The following is a 15,783-nucleotide window of genomic DNA, read 5'->3' as shown; positions in this document are numbered from 1 at the left end:
GGATAATCGACTGCTTGATTCTGAGCGGTTTCTGTTAAGGTGCCTGGTTAATATATGCAACTGGTTCGCGGTCTACACAATCTGAAAGCAGTCCATCATGGCTGTGTCGCCACCATCGGTAATTTCGATGGGGTACATCTTGGGCATCAGTCGGTATTCAATCATCTGATAGAGAAGGGTAAAGCACTGGGTCAACCGACGACTGTGGTTACCTTCGAACCTCAGCCTCGCGAGTTTTTCCAGGGTGACAAAGCGCCTGCCCGGCTGACTCGTTTGAGAGAGAAGCTGCAAGCAATTGAAGATGCGGGGATAACGCGTGTTGTTGTATTGGAATTCAACAAGCGTCTGGCTTCCATGTCGGCAGAGGATTTTGTTGAGCAGTTGTTGGTAGAGGGATTGGGTGTTCGATTTCTCTCAGTGGGTGATGATTTTCGTTTTGGGCATGGTCGGGAAGGGGATTTTGATCTGCTGAAAGCTGCTGGTGGACAGCATGGCTTCGAAGTGGAAAACATGAATACCTTCCGGCTGGATGCCGATCGTGTCAGCAGCACACTTATTCGGGAGCTTTTGACTCAGGGGGATCTGCAGGGTGCGGCTCAGTGCCTGGGGCGTCCCTACCGCATCTGCGGCCGGGTGGGGCATGGGGCCAAGCGGGGAAGAACCATAGGCTTTCCAACCATGAATGTGGATCTGCACCGACAGGTCAGCCCTCTGGATGGGGTTTTTGCAGTGAAGGTGGATGGACTGGAATCTCAACCCCTGCCGGGGGTGGCGAACATCGGTGTGCGTCCGATGGTGGAGGGGGATCCCCGCTATCTGCTTGAGGTCTATCTTTTTGATTTTGATCGCTCAGTTTATGGTGAGCATGTCTCGGTGGAGTTTGTACACAAGCTGCGTGATCAGGAGCGTTTTGACTCTTTTGAGCTGCTGCGCCAACAGATTTGGCAGGATGTTGATCAGGCCCGGGCTCTACTGGTGTCTGTGGATTGATTGTATGACTGGGTTTTGTGCGGTTGGGCCATACCCTCCGACATTCGCCAGGAAGAGAGAGTTCGAAACCACCTACTCCCTGATCCTGAATCTCGTTTGCTGAATGCACTCCTGTTACACCACTCTGGGCCCTTCAAAAAAGTAAAAATGGCGAACGGATTGTTGCCATTTTCTGGTAGATTGATGTGGCCTTAAGATCAATCATGCACAGCAACGGACAGAACCCTTTCCAAACTGTGTTACCTTAATGTTTAATTATTACCTGAATCCGTGGGTTCATGACGGCACATAGCGCAAGCTCTGAACCCACGGATTCAGGTATTATCTATTGAAACTTTGCGCCAGAGGCGTTTTTAAGTTTCAATATCCTATTTTTTGCATCCCCAACAGGTAGCACTCAGTGAGCGACTACAAGCAGACCCTCAATCTTCCGAAAACAGATTTTCCTATGCGGGGGAATCTTGCTCAGCGTGAGCCGGAGACATTAAAAAAGTGGCAGGAGTTGAAGCTCTACCAAAAGATCCGTCAGGTCTCTGCCGGGCGAAAAACCTTCCTCCTGCACGACGGGCCCCCCTATGCCAATGGGGATATCCATATTGGTCACGCTGTTAATAAGATTCTCAAAGACATCATCGTCAAGAGTCGGACCTTGGATGGGTATGATGCGCCCTATGTGCCGGGTTGGGACTGCCATGGTCTGCCGATTGAGCTGCAGGTCGAGAAAAAGATCGGCAAGCCGGGTAAGAAAACCACCACTGGTCAGTTTCGCAAGGCGTGTCGTGAATACGCAACAAAGCAGGTGAATGGTCAGCGCCAGGATTTTATCCGTCTTGGTGTATTGGGTGACTGGGATCATCCCTACCTCACCATGGATCACCAGTTTGAGGCAGATATTATTCGCTCACTTGGAAAGATTGTGGACAATGACCACATCCAGAAGGGCTATAAACCGGTTCACTGGTGCACCGATTGTGGTTCGGCTTTGGCAGAAGCTGAGGTTGAGTATCAGGACAAAGACTCCTTTGCCATTGATGTCGCCTTCCGGGTGGTGGACGAGGCTGCTCTGCTGGAGCGCTGTCACCATGTGCCTGAAGGTGGCGGTGAGGGGCCGGTCTCGTTTGTGATCTGGACAACCACACCCTGGACACTACCCGCCAATCAGGCGGTGGCACTCAACCCCTCTTTTGAATATGCGATGGTTGAGTTTGAGGATGATCAAGGTAAGCGACGATTGATGATTGCCGATGATATGCTCAAAGACGTCATGGATCGCTACGGTGTGGAGCGCTATCACGTCGTGGCCTACGCCAAAGGGGAGGCTTTTGAAGGTCTTCTGCTGCAACACCCGTTCTATGATCGTCAGGTGCCGGTTATTCTTGGCGAGCATGTCACCCTTGAGGCAGGTACAGGTGCGGTACATACAGCACCTGGACATGGCCTGGATGACTATCTGGTCGGCATGCGTTACAAGCTAGCGGTGGACAATCCAGTAGGCGGCAACGGCTGTTTCGTTGAAGGAACCGATCTGTTTGCAGGCCTTCATGTGCTATCTGCCAACGAGCAGGTTATCGAAGTGCTGCAGGAGAGGGGGGCCATGATGCATGAAGAGCGGCTGCGCCATAGTTACCCGCACTGCTGGCGGCATAAGACGCCGATTATCTTTCGCGCCACACCCCAATGGTTCATCAGCATGGATCATAATGGTTTAAGGGCATCGGCTCTGAAAGAGATCGAAAAAGTTAACTGGATGCCCGACTGGGGTGAGGCACGCATCAAGGGGATGGTTGAGAATCGTCCTGATTGGTGTATCTCTCGTCAGCGTACCTGGGGGGTGCCGATCACCCTGTTTATTCATAAACAGAATGGACAGCTACACCCAGATACATCAAGTCTGATCGAACAAGTGGCCAAACTGGTTGAAGCTCAAGGTTTCGAGGCTTGGTTCAATCTGGATCAGGAGCAGTTCCTGGGAGATGATGCTGCCGACTATGAGCAGGTGACTGACACTCTGGATGTCTGGTTTGACTCTGGGGTTTCACACCATTGTGTTCTGGATGCCCGTCAGCAACTGACTTTTCCCGCCGACCTCTACCTGGAAGGTTCGGATCAACATCGGGGCTGGTTTCAGTCTTCACTGATGACCTCTGTGGCAATGAATGGCTGCGCACCCTATAAATCTGTGTTGACCCATGGGTTTACCGTGGATGCCCAGGGGCGCAAGATGTCAAAATCCCTGGGAAATGTGGTAGCTCCTCAGAAGGTTATTAAGAATCTGGGTGCAGACATAATCCGTCTCTGGGTGGCTGCAACCGACTATCGCAATGAGATGACCGTCTCTGACGAAATCCTCAAACGTACTGCTGATGCTTATCGCCGGATTCGTAACACCGCCCGTTTTCTGCTCTCCAACCTGAATGGTTTCGACCCAAAGCAGAACCTGGTTGAACCGGCACAGATGATCGAGCTGGATCGCTGGGCTGTGGATCGTACCCTGCAATTGCAGCAGGAGATCGTTGCGGCCTTTGGGGATTACCAATTCCACGTTATCTACCAGAAGATTCATAATTTCTGTGTCAATGAGATGGGTGGCTTCTATCTCGACATTATCAAGGATCGCCAGTATACGACTCAGGCTGACAGTCTGCCCCGGCGCTCCTGCCAGACCGCCATGTACCATATCATCGAGGCAATGGTGCGCTGGTTGGCGCCTATTCTGAGTTTTACCGGTGAAGAGATCTGGCGCTCGATTCCCGGTGAGCGCAGTGAGAGTGTCTTTCTTGAAGAGTGGTATCAAGGCCTTACTCCCCTGGGAAAAGATGACCGCTTCAATGCTGACTATTGGCAGCAGATCATAAATGTGCGCGAATCAGTGAGTAAGGGAATGGAGTCTTTCCGTGCAGCGGGCAACTCATCCCTGGATGCTGATGTGTCGATCTACTGTGATGGTAATTTGAAGTCGGTACTTGAGCAGTTGCAGGATGAGCTGCGTTTCGTGCTGATTACTTCAGAAGCAAACATTCTGCCTCTGGATGAAAAACCGGAAGAGGTTGTGCTGGATGATGAACTGGGTATTGGTATTCATGTCGCACCGTCACCACATGAAAAGTGTGTCCGCTGCTGGCATCACCGAGAAGAGGTGGGTGCTAATACCGAGCATCCCGAACTCTGTGGTCGCTGTGTGGAGAATGTCTCCGGTGATGGTGAGCCAAGGCGCTTTACCTAAAGGGATTTAGTGATGATCAATTGGTTGTGGCTCTCAGTTCTGGTGATAGTGCTGGATCAGGCGACGAAGCAGATTGCTAAGAGAATGCTGACTCTCTATGAGTCGGTCTATGTGATGCCTGTGTTCGATTTGACCCTGCTCTACAACAAAGGGGCAGCATTCAGTTTCCTCAGTGAGCAGGGCGGATGGCAACGGTGGTTTTTCACAATTCTGGCGATCATTGTGACTACTGTTTTGACGCTATGGCTATGGCGGCTGAAACAGCAGGAGAAGTGGGTTGCTGTCTCTCTCTCGTTAATTATCGGGGGGGCTGTGGGCAATGTTATTGATCGCATTCTGTTTGGACATGTGATCGATTTTCTTCACTTCCACTACCAGGAGCACTACTGGCCGGCATTCAATATTGCCGATTCTGCAATCACTCTCGGGGTGGCAGTCATGATGTACGATGCCCTAGTGCTGGCAAAAAAGCGCGCCTGATCGACTTGGCCATCTCTGTAGTTGATATACTTGGTTACATCGCCAGTCTGTATCTCTCTGAACCGCTGAGTAAGGATTGACCTGGTATGAAGTTTGGAATTGATCGCCTGATAGAGGAAGTCACGCTACGGCGTCCCCTGATAGGCAAACGCGTTGCCTTGTTGGCTCACCCTGCCTCAACCACATCTGACCTGACCCATAGTCTGGACGCCCTGGCTGAGCTGCCAGAGATCAAACTTACTGCTGCCTTTGGCCCTCAGCACGGATTGCGTGGTGACAAGCAGGATAATATGGTGGAGTCAAAGGATGAATATGACTCTCGTCTTGGTATCCCTATCTTCAGCTTATATGGGGAGGTGCGTCGCCCAACCGATGAGATGATGGCGTGCTTTGATCTGCTGCTTATAGACCTGCAGGAACTTGGGTGCCGCATCTATACCTTTATCACAACCCTGCGCTATATGCTCGAAGCCGCGGCCAGGCATGGCAAGTCGGTATGGATTCTTGACCGTCCCAATCCGCTAGGCAGGCCTGTGGAAGGTCTAATGTTGCGTGAGGGTTGGGAGAGTTTCGTCGGTGCCGGTCCCATGCCTATGCGCCACGGACTAACCCTTGGTGAGATGGCTTTGTGGTTCGTTGATCATTTCAACATCGATGTGGATTGCAAGGTGGTGAGCATGACCGGTTGGCAACCTGAATCACCACCGGGTTACGGTTGGCCATTGGGTGAGCGTGCCTGGATCAATCCCAGTCCAAATGCCCCCAACCTGTCGATGGCCAGATGCTACCCTGGAACCGTGATGCTTGAAGGAACAACCCTCTCGGAGGGGCGTGGCACCACCAGGCCGTTGGAACTCTTCGGTGCGCCTGATATCGATGCTTCGGCCTTAATTCGCACCATGCATGAGATAGCACCGCAATGGCTTAATGGCTGTCTGTTAAGAGCATGCTGGTTTGAGCCCACCTTCCACAAACATGTTGCTCAGCTCTCTCAGGGTGTACAGATTCATGTGGAAACAGCTAACCACTACCAACATAGTGAGTTTAAACCCTGGCGTCTGCAAGCGCTGGCTTTCAAAGCGCTACGGCAGCTTCAGCCAGACTATCCGCTTTGGCGTGATTTTCCTTATGAGTATGAGTTCGATCGCCTCGCTATTGATCTTATCAATGGTTCCAGTCTGCTTCGGGAATGGGTTGATGAATCTGATGCGAAGCCGGGTGATCTTGAGCAAATTGCAACTCAGGATGAATTGGCTTGGCGTGAGGCAATAGCAGCAATAAAACTCTATTGAGCTTCAGCTTGGTAAGCTAATATTTTGACTTTTTAAAAGAGAATCTTGAGTGCCAGTCAAAACAGAATATTCTGCTTGATATAACAACACTTTTATTGCTTGGATATGCCTTAATACTTGGTAGAGGTAGCGGAAACCGATCATGAATAACAACACCTTTTCAATTTCTTTGATAGTCGCCACACAATTAATGCTTGTCGCCTGTGGCGATGATAGTGAACTACTGCGTCGAAGCTCGTCACAACAACAGGATGCCAAGCCATCGCAAGCCATTTCGCTGCCACTGAAAAACCCGAGTTTCGAACAATCCGAGCAACAACTTCAAGGCTGGGGGTTTTCACAACATGCGGGAGTACAGGCGTACGCAGTATCCATCGATACCACCAGCAGTACCGATGGTAAAAACAGCTACCGTATCGAACGAAAGCAAGTTCAAGCCTGGGGTATGATCAAGCAGCAGTTGCCGCTCGATAGTGCCACGGGTAAATCCATCAAACTGACCGCTATGGTTAAGAGCGAAAACCTGGGTCCGGATGGATTTGACCTCAATCTGGTGTTTCGAAAAGCCAATCGAAAATTCATTCGCAAGATCAGTACAGAAGTCATCACGGGCAGCAACAACTGGCAGCGAGTTGAAGCCACAGGCGTTGTCCCGGCTCATACGGCTTATTTGCAGGTTACCGCAGTATTGAATGACGCAGGTACTGCCTGGGTGGATGATATTCGGGTTACCCTTTCCGAAAAGGAGTGAAGTGGCTTAACACTCCTGCTTGCAGGATATTGAAACCCGCATCTCATCTGCAGGAGCGACCTAGCTTAATACGCCCAACAGTGATGGTACAACCCATCTCACATTTGAACCACTGGATTTCATTGCCAAGCTGACAGCGCTGGTTCCCAAGCCAAGAGTGAACCTGAACGGATTCAGGGGATATTTGCGCCCAATAGTAACTACCGTGTTGAAGTGACGCCACGTCAAGCGTGGCAAGGGCTACCCCCAATACATAGGGCGAAGAAAAAACATCAGAATACCACCACCAGATCAGCTGCCTGCTACGCGGGCCTCACCTGCTTCGGACTGGTTTATACAGCAGCGGGGTTTCACACTGACTATTACTACGCATAGTTGAATGGATTGAGACTGAAAGGACGGATGATTCAAGTGTATCCTGCCTTGATATGTAGGGAGCGGTTACCTTTGGTGCTGATTTTTAGTGGTATTATTTCTTAGATCTGTTTTTCCAATTCGCCCATGGATCTACACTCTTTTGCGAGCGTTGCCCCGCTGATTTTTCTCGTGCAACTGACTTGTTTGTATGCTTTTCGCGCAACCGTTCAGCATCCTCTAAGCTCAGTTCCCTGGGATCTCCCGGGGTTTGATCTTCTGGAATAATCCGATCTCTTGGTGGCAATGAAAATTGTTCAGTCGATGCTCTAGGTAAACTTTTAAACTGATATAGATAGAAATTTTCAACTTTTTCACGCGCCCATTCTGTTTTCTTTAAAAACTTAATACTGGAATCAATACTTGGATTTTTTCTAAAACAATTGATATTTAAATAGGCAAAGAGTATTTGAAAACCATACTGATCTACAATTTCAGTCAACAACTTCTTCAAGCCTACACCGTGAAGGGGATTGTTTTTGTAGTTGATCTCATTACTCATATGATTGCCCGTTCCAAGGAGGTAAGTAGTAGTATTATAGCCATAACAGTAGAGTTAAGATGTAGCTACACAGATCCCTATCATGATACCTGCATTGTCGCGTACATACTAACTTAGTTATCAATAAACAATTCGCTACTACTATCTTTTACTTAACGATATACACATCGCGTTGATTTTATCTCTATCAAAGGGGGGTATCGTATAGTCATAGTGATTTAGATATATCGACTTTAAATCTAAAAACCTTATCGATGACAAGCGCTGCAAGCAAAATAATTGACCAAGCTATCAGCGTAAAAATTAACTTGTGGAAAAACAAATGGTCGCCAATAAGCATTTTATATTAGATTATTATTAAACGGTTTTTGGGTGGTCTCAGTCATAACGTTCTATGTTTTAGGACAAGAAACATTAGTGATGGCTATTAGAAAATTCTCGGCTTCCATTTTGTTCTGTTGAGATGAAATTGTAATAACGGTTGTCTAAATCAGTTTTAGTTAAAAAATTTCAGATGGGCGAGTCAAATCTAAATAATCTTTTCGAAGGGTGACTGCTGAGAAGGGCGTCCTGCCATCCGGTATCGTATGAACAAAACTTGAAAGGATCCTGAATATTATTAAATTATTTGGGGCGTCCTCCATATTTATAATATCACCTATAATCTGGTGGCCAAATTTATTACGCCACTACAATATCTTTCCCATATAGTATGTAGGATGCGGTGAGGCACGAACCGCATCAATAGCAGAATGCAGCGATTCTCAAGCAACAATGATGCGGTTCGTACCTCACCGCATCCTACATAGTATCCATGCTGCACGTTACGAGTTGAGATTGACGCCCCGCCATCCGGCATCGTATGTACCAAACTTGAAGGAGTCCTGAAATATTATTTTAATTTGTTAGGGCGTCCTACATGTTTATGATATCACCTATAATCAGGTGGCAAAATTAACCATGCTACTACATACCGTCAAGTAAATCGCTTTAGTGATTTTCGGGGGTCTTAATACTCCTAATTGCAGGACATTGAAGCCCGTATGTCATCTGCAGGGTCGACTATCCTCCAATCCTCCAAGAGCTTTATGCAGTAAGTAAAGCCACTTTCAGTGACCACTTTTGTTGTGCCATCGGCTTGGGTTGTGATGCCTGGGGGTTCTCTTTTTGGATTTAAAGCTCGATCTAAAATTGCAGATACTGAGTCCTTCTTTTGCGTAGTGGTTTGAATACTTTCATCGCTGGAGAGTTTGTCGATCATCTCTGATGATGAAGAGATAATTTGAGCTGAGGTTACTCTGGGCTTTGATGTGTCAGGCGAACTGCTGTGATGTTTGTTTTGCTTTGAATGCTCTAATGGTGCTGGTCGCTTTTTTCTCTGCGACTTTGGCGTAATAGTTTCAGTTGTTTCAGTATTCGGCAAAGCAGTTCGTTCGTGATTGTTAAATGGTTCTATCTTCTGATGTATTATTGCAACCTCTATTTGAGAGCGCTTTGTTGGAATATACTCACCGTGATTAAACTCCAGTCTATTGGCTATGAGCCAAAGCAATAGCAGATGAAAAGCTACTGAAATAAGCAGTGCGGGAGGTAAAACTCTAGTCATTTTCGTTCCATGAAAAATGTGCTAGTTAAGATTGCCGAATATCTCTCAGCGCATGGTTACCAACTCTTCCGCGGCACTTGGATGAATGGCTATGGTGTCATCAAAATCTTTTTTCGTGGCACCCATCCGCATCGCTACAGCAAAACCCTGCAGCATCTCATCAGCCCCCATACCAATCACATGACAGCCCACTACTTTCTCTTTGGCGCCAACAGTAACCAGCTTCATAGCCATTTTGCTTTGGTGTTTGGTAAAGGCGTGATACATCGGTGTGAATCGTGATTGGTAGATCTTTACCGCGTCACCGTGAATCTCCCTCGCCTCGCTTTCAGTCAGTCCGACAGTAGCAATTGGAGGGTGGCTGAAGACCACTGTTGGAATTAAATCATAATCAAGCTTTCGCTCCTTCATTCCACCGAAGAGTCGGTCAGCAAGGCGACGCCCCGCAGCGATAGCAACAGGTGTCAGTTGGGCTCTGCCGGTGACATCACCAATAGCGTATAGGCCAGATATATTGGTATTTTGCCACTCATCGGTTGGGATATATCCATGCTCATCAGTGACTACCCCTGCGTTATCCAGATCTAATCCATTTGAAGCCGGCGCTCGTCCAATGGCCCAAAGCAGTTGCTCGAATCGGCCAATGAGCTGTCCTGTGTCGGCACAGATCAGGTCAAGACCTCCATCCTCTTGTTTGATTACTTCACCAATTTGGGATGAGGTAACGATATTGATGCCTGCATCGATCATCTCTTCCATCAAGCACTCACGTAGCATGGCATCGAATGGCCGCAGCAGATGCTCACGTCTCAGCAGCAGGGTTACATCACTGCCCAGAGCGTTGAGTAAGCCAGCGATTTCAACGGCTATATAGCCGCTGCCGACTACCGCAACCCTCTTTGGCATCTCCTCCAAGGCAAAAAAACCATCCGACGTGATGCCATGTTCAGCGCCAGGCACTGAAGGGATTTGGGGGTAGGTACCAGGGGCGATAACAATATGATCGGCATGAAACCGTTTGCCGTTGACATCGAGGGTGTGGCTATCTACGAATCGGGCGTAGCCGTCGATTTCATCAATATCTGAATCTTTCAAATAGGTGTGGTACCAGCCATTGATGCCTGCAACGTACTCATCCCGTTTCTGTTTAAGCGTATTCCATGAGAATGAGTTGATATCGATATCGAAACCGTAATCTGCTGCATCATGCAGGGTATGGGCAACACTGGCGCCATACCACATCACCTTCTTCGGTACACAGCCGAGGTTGACACAAGTGCCGCCGATTCGTTTGGCCTCGATGACTGCGCATTTTGCGCCATACTTCGCTGCCCGCTCCGCCACAGAGAGTCCGCCGCTACCTGCGCCAATAGCGATTAAGTCATAGTGTTTGGTCATCGGTTTCCTCTTCTGTTATGAGCACGGACCCAGTTATTCGGAGTTAGTGAAATGCAGTTGTATAGGTTGAGTCGGGTCATGAGTGAGACACATTGTCTTTGATGAAGTGCCCGGTTATTGCGAGTAGGTTTAGGTTGAATAACTAACCAGGACGAGTTGCTGCAACAATAATAGCACTGTTCTCAGTGCATTCTGTCGGCTGACTCTATTGAATCACTGGCATTTCACTAAATTAATTCCTCCCCTTTAAGATCCGATTAAGACTCGCTCTTTACTCTAGGCGCCAAGTTAAATTACTGGAGTAGTGAAATGGCCAACGTAAGGAAGCGTAATGAGATTACCATGGGTCCTCAACCCAGGCTTGTCGAAACAATAAAGCCGGGTATGGCGAAACGCAGCAGTGCGGAACTGTTCGTCAAAGAGTGTTTCAAGCAGCACTATGGTGCTGATATTCATCACTTTATGCCGTTGCTGATGAGTCTCAGTGATCAGCAGGATAAGATGATGGCAGTGCTTGGTTTCTGTCATGCAGATAGAGATCCACTGTTTTTGGAAAACTATTTAAATCAACCGGTTGAGCAGGTTTTAGCTTCCAAAATAAGGATGCCTGTGGACAGGGCTAGACTGGTCGAGGTTGGCAATCTCGCTGTCGCTACAGCAGGGGGAGGGCGGTGGCTGATTACAGCGCTGACCGCTTACCTTTCAAATTCAGGTGCTGAGTGGGCCCTGTTCACGATCGGTCCGGCTTTGATTAATGCCTTTAATCGCCTGGGGCTGGAACTCATAGAGTTGGGTGAGGCTGAAGCTGAATGTCTACCTGATGACGAGCAGCTCCGTTGGGGCCGCTACTACGAGCAGAGGCCAAGAGTCATGGCGGGTAATATCGCCCATGGCCACAAGGTGCTGCGGTCTCTCTGCGAGCAGGAGCAGCCGATGCTGGAGTTGTGGCAGAATGCTGAGCAGGCTGGGAGCCAAGTGGCATGAAATTGTTTGATCGCATCTCACAGTATGCGCTTGAACAGCCTGATGCACCCGCAATCGTAGCTGGTGAGGATCAGATAACCTATGCAGAGCTACAACAGAGTTTAAGTCGTTTGAAAGCTGAGCTGCGGGCCTTGCAGGTCTCAACGCTCGCTCTGGCCCTGGACAATGGGCCTGCATGGGCACTGCTCGACCTGGCTGCCATCTCTTGTGGTATCACCCTGGTGCCGCTCCCCCCCTTCTTCTCTCATACGCAGCTTGAGCATGCCTTGAAAGCGGCTGGGGTGGAGATGGTGATTACTGATAATGGTCAGGGATTGCAGCAAAGTCTGCCTCAGCTCTCCCTCTCTGAAGTGCAGAATTTGCAACTATGTGGCCACACCCTGACGTGCCTGGCGACTGCTCTTCCACCACAGAACCTGCCGTCCACTATTTCAAAGATCACCTTCACATCAGGCACAACTGCAGAACCCAAGGGGGTGATGCTCGAGTGGATGCATATGGAGCAGGTGGTTGAATCCCTGGCTGAAGCGGTTGATGTGTCTACCAGTGACCGACACGTGGCTCTGACGCCAATGGCTGTTTTGCTTGAGAATATCGCAGGTCTCTATATTCCACTATGGTCAGGTGCCAGTGTAGCGCTACCCTCACTCAGGGATACCGGTCTGCTGGGTGCAGCTGGACTCGATGCGCAGAAGATGTTGAATACAATGACGCGTTACGACGCCACCACTGCCATATTCAGTCCACAAATGTTGCAGGGCATGGTTACAGCGCTCAATGCCGGTGCCCCCTATCCTGAGCAGCTTCGTTTCGTTGCTTTAGGTGGAGCCGCTGTATCCAAGCGGTTGCTACAGCAAGCGCTTGAATTACAGTTGCCGGTCTATGAGGGATATGGATTATCTGAATTTTCATCTGTCGTATGCCTGAATCGCCTTGGGGATCAGCGTCTGGGCTCTGTCGGTAAGCCACTCAAACATGTGGCGCTGAAGATTGCTGATGATGGAGAGGTTCTGATCAGTGGAAACTGTTTTACCGGCTATCTGGGTGATTCCAAACAGGAATCAAGTAAGCGCTGGTGGCATAGCGGGGATATTGGTTTTCTCGATGATGACGGCTTCCTGCATCTGCAAGGTCGTCGTCGGCATGTTTTTATAACGGCCTATGGCCGCAATGTCTCCCCTGAGTGGGTTGAGCGGGAGTTGGTGATGGAACCGGCGATTGCACAAGCTGCAATATTTGGTGAAGCAAGACCCTGGAATTGCGCCGTCATCCACCCATCAGCCAGTGCAGGAGATATCGATGTCGAGGCAGCAATCGAACAGGTCAATGCGCTGTTGCCTGACTATGCCCGCATTACACAATGGCTGATTGCAGATAGTCCATTTGGCATAGAGAACGGTCAACTGTCCGGTACCGGCCGACTCCGTAGAGAATCCATTTATCAATATTATCAGGAGCGCATTGATGCGCTCTATCTAGAGGAACTTGTCTCATGAGTGATTTTTTTAACCAGTTGTTAGCCGAGACCGAAGAGGAGCGGGCGGCGCTATTTGAAATACCATTTGTCCAACATGGGGCAAAAGGTGAGCTTTCACTAAAGAGCTATATCGCTTTTCTGACTGAGGCCTACCATCATGTGAAGCACACCACGCCTCTGTTGATGGCCTGTGGTTCCAAAGTGCCTCATCAGATGGAGTGGCTGCGTGATGCTATGGCGCACTACATTGAAGAGGAGCTGGGTCATCAGGAGTGGATTTTAAATGATATTGAAGTCTGTGGTGGTGATCCAGAAGCCGTCCGTCATGGGACACCGGGGATGTCTGCCGAACTGATGTGTGCCTATGCATACGATATTGTTCAGCGACGCAATCCAATCGGTTTCCTTGGTATGGTGCTGGTGTTGGAAGGAACCAGTATTGAACTTGCAACCAAAGCGGCCAAGGCAACCCAGGCTAATCTCAATCTGCCGGACAAAGCATTCACCTACCTGACCAGCCACGGTTCACTGGATATCTCCCATATGCAGTTTTATCAAAACCTGGTTAATCGTCTAGAAAGTGAGGATGACCGTCGTTTCGTGATACACACAGCGAAACGTTTCTACAAGTTATACGGCGATATTTTCCGCAATCTTCCGCTGGTATTAAACAACGCTGTCGAAGCGGCTTAGAGGTGGCATCTATGAATAATATAATGCTCGGAAATGTCATGCCCTGGTTTATTGATCCAAGCTATCTTCTGGAGTGGCTTGAATGGGCAATGATCATCGTATTGATTCTGATGGTTACTGGGGTTATCTATGCGGGCCTGCACTTCCTTCTTTCAAATCAAACCTATTTTCGTTTTGTGAAAAGCAAGCAGGAGGGGTCTGAATTGGCTGCTGGCCATGAAGATCGACTGGCTTTATCCCTTCCTTCTAATGGTAATATTCAGGAGGATGAATAGGATGAAACTTAAGGGTGCAAGAATTATTATAACCGGTGCTGGTGGCGGGATCGGTTCTGAAGTAGTTCAGAAGTTGGCTGCACAAGGTGCCAGGTTGGCACTGTTGGGAAGAGACGAATCAGCATTGCAGCAAGTTGTAGACAAGGTTGAGGGGGCATCCTCAAAATTACTATTGTTTCCGGTTGACCTGCTTGATGCTCAGGCGCGTTCGAATGCAATCGACCAGTCAATAAAGGAGTTGGGTGGTGTTGATATATTAATTAACAATGCTGGCCTGCTCAGCTTTAGGCCTTTTGCTGAAGAAGATCCGGAGATGATTAACCGTATCATTCAACTTAATACCCTGGTACCAATGCAGTTGGCCCGGCAGGTTGTAAACAGAATGATGGATCAGGGCAGTGGGCAGATAGTCAATGTAGGTTCAACCTTCGGGTCTATCGCCTTTGCCTGGTTTGCTTCATACTCAACCAGTAAGTTTGGCTTGCGCGGGTTTTCAGAGGCACTACGACGTGAGTTGGAAGGTACAGGCGTTGGCGTTACCTATGTCGCTCCCCGGGGTGTTAAAACCAAACTTAACTCTTCAGCAATTTATCGCATGGCTGATGCAGTGAAGATGAATATGGATGAACCGGAGTGGGTCGCCGCAAAGATTGTGGATGCGATCGTTAAAGACAGCAAAGATGTCTATCTGGGTTTTCCCGAGTCCTTGTTTGTCCGTATCAATGCCTTGTTGCCGAGAGTGGTGGATGGCGCGTTGAAAAAACAGAATCATAAAATGATGGCTTTTACGAAAGAAGGTGTGTCATGAAAAAGTTGTTCTTACTCATACTATTTGCCCTGGGTGCCCTGAATGCTGCAGCCGAAATGTCACCCGAAGTATTAGCTATAAGCGAAAGCTGGGCGGAAATTAAATATCAGATGCCGGCGGATCAGCGGGTCGAAGCACTGGAAATGCTCAGTGAAAAGGCGGAAACCCTGGTTAAGGATAATCCTGGTGCAGCAGAGCCTATTGTATGGCAAGCAATCATCGTTTCGACACTGGCCGGAGAAAAAGGCGGTTTAGGTGCACTGTCACTGGTTAAGGAGGCAAAGAAACTGCTTGAGCGGGCAGAAGCCTTCGATCCTGATGTGCTGGATGGTTCTGTTTATACCTCACTTGGCAGTCTCTACTATCAGGTGCCCGGATGGCCGATCGGCTTCGGCAGTGATGAGAAGGCAAAAAGTTATCTGAAGAAGGCATTGGCTGTTAATCCAAATGGCATTGATCCGAACTATTTTTATGGTGACTTTCTACTGCAGGAAGGGGAGTACAACGAAGCTGCAGAAGTATTAAAGCGCGCATTGGCAGCACCTGCCCGTGAAAGCAGGCCCATTGCAGATGCCGGTCGCCGTGCAGAGATTGAAGAGGCATTGAAGAAGGTTAAATTAGCGATGCAATAGTCTGAAGAATATTTGCTGGTAATTATCTCTCAAATAATAGGGTGCGGCAGGGCCATGCCCCACTAAAAGACATGATGAATCGTAGGGTGCGGCCCTGCCGCACCATCAGGGTGATCATTCACTAAAAAACTCCAGATAGTTTGTTCATTACCAGCGTCTCTACACCGACTTGTTAGGTGGTTTTGGTTTTTAGTTGGACATGGTGCGGCAGGGCCGCACCCTACAGATCAATTTAATTCGGGAGTCAGCACGAGCCCC

General features: G+C 48.8%; 14 protein-coding genes and 1 pseudogene. 12 read left to right on the top strand and 3 right to left on the bottom strand.

Annotation, left to right across the window (positions count from 1 at the left end; genetic code table 11):
- The first annotated feature begins 54 nt into the window (after positions 1 to 54).
- From ribF to AC4IFB_RS09900, 6 genes and pseudogenes are all read left to right on the top strand, one after another.
- Entirely contained in the window at positions 55 to 990 is a 936-nt protein-coding gene (gene ribF / locus AC4IFB_RS09925) for a bifunctional riboflavin kinase/FAD synthetase (RefSeq protein WP_490780079.1), read from the top strand.
- 400 nt (positions 991 to 1,390) lie between these two features.
- Positions 1,391 to 4,213 (top strand): isoleucine--tRNA ligase, encoded by a 2,823-nt coding sequence (gene ileS, locus AC4IFB_RS09920; RefSeq protein WP_490780078.1) that lies wholly within the window; start codon positions 1,391 to 1,393, stop codon positions 4,211 to 4,213.
- A gap of 12 nt (positions 4,214 to 4,225) precedes the next feature.
- Complete coding sequence (gene lspA / locus AC4IFB_RS09915) at positions 4,226 to 4,693, top strand: signal peptidase II (RefSeq protein WP_490780077.1); 468 nt, start codon at positions 4,226 to 4,228, stop codon at positions 4,691 to 4,693.
- A gap of 86 nt (positions 4,694 to 4,779) precedes the next feature.
- Entirely contained in the window at positions 4,780 to 5,985 is a 1,206-nt protein-coding gene (locus tag AC4IFB_RS09910; protein ID WP_490780076.1) for an exo-beta-N-acetylmuramidase NamZ family protein, read from the top strand.
- A gap of 142 nt (positions 5,986 to 6,127) precedes the next feature.
- On the top strand, positions 6,128 to 6,736 hold the full coding sequence (locus AC4IFB_RS09905; protein ID WP_490780075.1) for a hypothetical protein: 609 nt from the start codon (positions 6,128 to 6,130) through the stop codon (positions 6,734 to 6,736).
- Positions 6,737 to 6,800: 64 nt separating this feature from the next.
- Positions 6,801 to 6,977: pseudogene (locus AC4IFB_RS09900) on the top strand (transposase); the annotation flags it as partial.
- A gap of 228 nt (positions 6,978 to 7,205) precedes the next feature.
- Here AC4IFB_RS09900 and AC4IFB_RS09895 read toward each other — a convergent pair.
- The 3 genes from AC4IFB_RS09895 to gorA all read right to left on the bottom strand — a co-directional run bounded on the left by AC4IFB_RS09895 (position 7,206) and on the right by gorA (position 10,656).
- The gene (locus AC4IFB_RS09895) at positions 7,206 to 7,652 is read right to left on the bottom strand and encodes a VF530 family protein (protein WP_490775636.1); all 447 of its coding nucleotides are present in this window, start codon (positions 7,650 to 7,652) and stop codon (positions 7,206 to 7,208) included.
- A 1,018-nt stretch (positions 7,653 to 8,670) separates the two neighbouring features.
- Positions 8,671 to 9,258 carry a hypothetical protein gene (locus AC4IFB_RS09890; protein WP_490780074.1) on the bottom strand — a complete coding sequence of 196 codons (588 nt, stop codon included), beginning with the start codon at positions 9,256 to 9,258 and terminating at the stop codon, positions 8,671 to 8,673.
- 45 nt (positions 9,259 to 9,303) lie between these two features.
- On the bottom strand, positions 9,304 to 10,656 hold the full coding sequence (gene gorA / locus AC4IFB_RS09885) for a glutathione-disulfide reductase (protein WP_490780073.1): 1,353 nt from the start codon (positions 10,654 to 10,656) through the stop codon (positions 9,304 to 9,306).
- A gap of 309 nt (positions 10,657 to 10,965) precedes the next feature.
- Here gorA and AC4IFB_RS09880 point away from each other — a divergent pair, with 309 nt between their 5' ends.
- Genes AC4IFB_RS09880 through AC4IFB_RS09855 form a run of 6 tightly spaced genes read left to right on the top strand, consistent with a single transcriptional unit; the run spans position 10,966 to position 15,525 of the window.
- On the top strand, positions 10,966 to 11,640 hold the full coding sequence (locus AC4IFB_RS09880) for a thermostable hemolysin (protein ID WP_490780072.1): 675 nt from the start codon (positions 10,966 to 10,968) through the stop codon (positions 11,638 to 11,640).
- Entirely contained in the window at positions 11,637 to 13,136 is a 1,500-nt protein-coding gene (locus AC4IFB_RS09875; RefSeq protein ID WP_490780071.1) for an AMP-binding protein, read from the top strand. Before AC4IFB_RS09880 ends, AC4IFB_RS09875 begins: the two co-directional genes overlap by 4 nt.
- The gene (locus tag AC4IFB_RS09870; RefSeq protein WP_490775641.1) at positions 13,133 to 13,810 is read left to right on the top strand and encodes an iron-containing redox enzyme family protein; all 678 of its coding nucleotides are present in this window, start codon (positions 13,133 to 13,135) and stop codon (positions 13,808 to 13,810) included. The genes AC4IFB_RS09875 and AC4IFB_RS09870 overlap by 4 nt, the downstream gene beginning before the upstream one ends.
- A gap of 11 nt (positions 13,811 to 13,821) precedes the next feature.
- On the top strand, positions 13,822 to 14,085 hold the full coding sequence (locus AC4IFB_RS09865) for a hypothetical protein (RefSeq protein WP_490780070.1): 264 nt from the start codon (positions 13,822 to 13,824) through the stop codon (positions 14,083 to 14,085).
- Position 14,086: 1 nt separating this feature from the next.
- Entirely contained in the window at positions 14,087 to 14,893 is an 807-nt protein-coding gene (locus AC4IFB_RS09860) for an SDR family oxidoreductase (RefSeq protein WP_490775643.1), read from the top strand.
- Complete coding sequence (locus AC4IFB_RS09855) at positions 14,890 to 15,525, top strand: tetratricopeptide repeat protein (RefSeq protein WP_490775644.1); 636 nt, start codon at positions 14,890 to 14,892, stop codon at positions 15,523 to 15,525. The genes AC4IFB_RS09860 and AC4IFB_RS09855 overlap by 4 nt, the downstream gene beginning before the upstream one ends.
- The last annotated feature ends 258 nt before the right edge of the window (positions 15,526 to 15,783 follow it).

The sequence above is a fragment of the Candidatus Thiodiazotropha sp. AKIB8 genome (assembly GCF_058244675.1).
The sequence above is the reverse complement of the archived record's forward strand: the minus strand, read 5'-3'. Positions and strand labels throughout refer to the sequence as shown.